General features: G+C 63.8%; 2 protein-coding genes. One reads left to right on the forward strand and one right to left on the reverse strand.

Annotated features, from left to right (window positions below):
- The coding region (gene alaS, locus Q8K05_RS01010) for an alanine--tRNA ligase (protein WP_305244692.1) at positions 1 to 1,945 on the forward strand (1,945 nt) is incomplete at its 5' end.
- Between the two features lie 195 nt (positions 1,946 to 2,140).
- Here the strand turns inward: alaS and Q8K05_RS01015 are convergent.
- Positions 2,141 to 2,596, reverse strand: coding sequence for a RidA family protein (locus tag Q8K05_RS01015; RefSeq protein ID WP_305244693.1), 456 nt, complete (start codon positions 2,594 to 2,596; stop codon positions 2,141 to 2,143).
- Positions 2,597 to 2,676 lie beyond the last annotated feature (80 nt).

Here is a 2,676-nt window from a genome sequence, read left to right on the forward strand (position 1 = left end):
TGTGGTGAACCTGCCGGCGCCCTGTGTCGATACCGGCATGGGCCTGGAGCGCCTGGCGGCCATCCTGCAGCACGTGCACAGCAACTATGAGATCGACATCTTCGATGCGCTGATCAAGGCTGCCGCGCGCGAGACGGGCGAGAAGGACCTGGACAACAAGAGCCTGCGCGTGATCGCCGACCACATCCGCGCCACTGCGTTCCTGGTGAGCGACGGTGTGAATCCGAGCAACGAAGGCCGCGGCTATGTGCAGCGCCGGATCGTGCGCCGCGCCATCCGCCATGGCTACAAGCTGGGCAAGAAGACACCGTTCTTCCACAAGCTGGTGGCTGATCTGGTCAAGCTGATGGGCGATGCCTATCCGCGGCTGCGTGCGGAAGAAAAGCGCATCACCGAAGTCCTGAAGACGGAAGAAGAGCGTTTTTTCGAAACGCTGGAAAACGGCATGAACATCCTGGACGCGGCGCTGGCCGGCGGCCAGAAGGTGTTGCCGGGCGATGTGGCGTTCAAGCTGCACGACACCTTCGGCTTTCCGCTGGACCTGTCGGCCGACGTCTGCCGCGAGCGCGGCGTGACGGTTGATGAGGCGGGCTTTAACGCCGCCATGGAAAAGCAGAAGGCCGCGGGCCGCGCGGCGGGCAAGTTCAAGATGGACAAGGCCCTCGACTACACCGGCGCGGGCCACAAGTTCACCGGCTATGAATTGATGGAAGAGCCGGCGCGCGTGGTGGCCTTGTACAAGGACGGCGCTTCCGTGCAGCAGCTGCAGGAGGGCGACGCCGGCGCCGTGGTGCTGGACACCACGCCGTTCTATGCCGAAAGCGGCGGCCAGGTCGGCGACTGCGGCACCATCGCCGCCGAAGGCGTGCAGTTTGGCGTGGAAGACACGCAAAAGATCAAGTCCGACGTGTTCGCCCATCACGGCACGCAGACGCAGGGCACGCTCAAGGTCGGCGACACCGTCAAGGCCAGCGTGGACACAGCGCGCCGCCACGCCACCATGCGCAATCACAGCGTCACGCACCTGATGCACAAGGCGCTGCACGAGGTGCTGGGCAAGCACGTGCAGCAAAAGGGCTCTCTGGTCGATGCGGACAAGACACGCTTTGACTTCACGCACAACCACCCTGTGTCGGATGAAGAGATTCGCGAGATCGAAAAGCGCGTGAATGCGGAAATCCTGGCCAACCGCGAGACTCTTGCGCGCGTGATGGAGATCGAGGCGGCCAAGGCCACGGGCGCCACCATGCTCTTCGGCGAGAAGTACGGTGACACCGTGCGCGTGCTGGACATCGGCACCAGCCGCGAGCTGTGCGGCGGCACGCACGTGCAGCGCACCGGCGACATCGGCCTGTTCAAGATCGTGAGCGAAGGCGGCGTGGCGGCAGGCATCCGCCGTATCGAGGCGCTGACTGGCGAGAATGCACTGGCTTATTTGCAGCAGCTGGAGAGCACTGTCAACCGCGCTGCCGGCACGCTCAAGGCACCCGCGGGTGAATTGCAGGGCCGCATCACGCAGGTGCTGGAGCAGGTTCGCGCGCTGGAAAAAGAAGTGCAGCAGCTCAAGGGCAAGATGGCCTCATCGCAGGGCGATGGGCTGGTGTCGCAGGCGGTCGATATCAAGGGCCTGAAAGTTCTGGCCGCGCGGCTGGAAGGCGCGGACGCCAAGACCCTGCGCGACACCATGGACAAGCTCAAGGACAAGCTGAAAACCGCGGTTATCGTGCTGGCTGCCGTGGATGGCGACAAGGTGCAGATCGCGGCCGGCGTGACGGCCGACAGCGTGGGCAAGGTCAAGGCCGGCGAACTCGTCAACTTTGTCGCGCAGCAGGTAGGCGGCAAGGGCGGTGGCAAGGCCGACATGGCCATGGCCGGCGGCACCGAGCCTTCCAAACTGCTGGATGCGCTGAAGTCGGTTCAGGCCTGGGTCAGCGAACGCGCCTAGGAGGCAACTGTCCGCTTGACCGTTTGCCCTGAGCCTGGCCAAGGGTCTTCACAACGCGGGCAGGCTTCGACAAGCTCAGCCCGAACGGCGAAAAGGCTGCCACCGCATTGCAAGCGGGGGCCGCGATCCGGCTTCGCCGGGCGAGAGGCGCCCGCCCCTGCAAGGGGGAGGAGGCGAAGCCTCCACGGGGTGTGCTTATTCCATTTCGGCGATCAGCTCGATCTCGACGCAGGCGCCCATGGGGATTTGCGCGACACCAAAAGCGCTGCGCGCATGGCTGCCGGCAGGACCGAACACCTCGCCCAGCAGTTCGCTGGCGCCGTTGGTCACCAGGTGCTGCTCGGTGAAGTCGCCGGTCGAGTTGACCAGGCTCATCACCTTGACGATGCGTGTGATCTTGCCGAGGTCACCGACGGCGGCATGCAGCGTGCCCATCAGGTCGATCGCAATGGCCCGCGCTGCGGCCTTGCCCTCCGGGGTATTCATGTTGTTGCCGAGTTGACCGACCCAGGGCTGGCCGTTTTTCTTGGCAATATGACCACTCAGAAAAACCAGATTGCCGGTTTGAACAAATGGCACATAAGCCGCTGCCGCAATGGCCACCGGCGGCAAGGTGATTTGAAGCTCTTTGAGTTTGGCGTAAACGCTCATGCTGTTTCCTTGATGAATGAAGGGGCCAGGTGATCGCCCGATACCGGCGCCGCCGAGATAGTGCCCAGATAGGCAATGAT

The sequence above is a fragment of the Polaromonas sp. genome (assembly GCF_030682935.1).
Classification (GTDB): domain Bacteria; phylum Pseudomonadota; class Gammaproteobacteria; order Burkholderiales; family Burkholderiaceae_C; genus Polaromonas.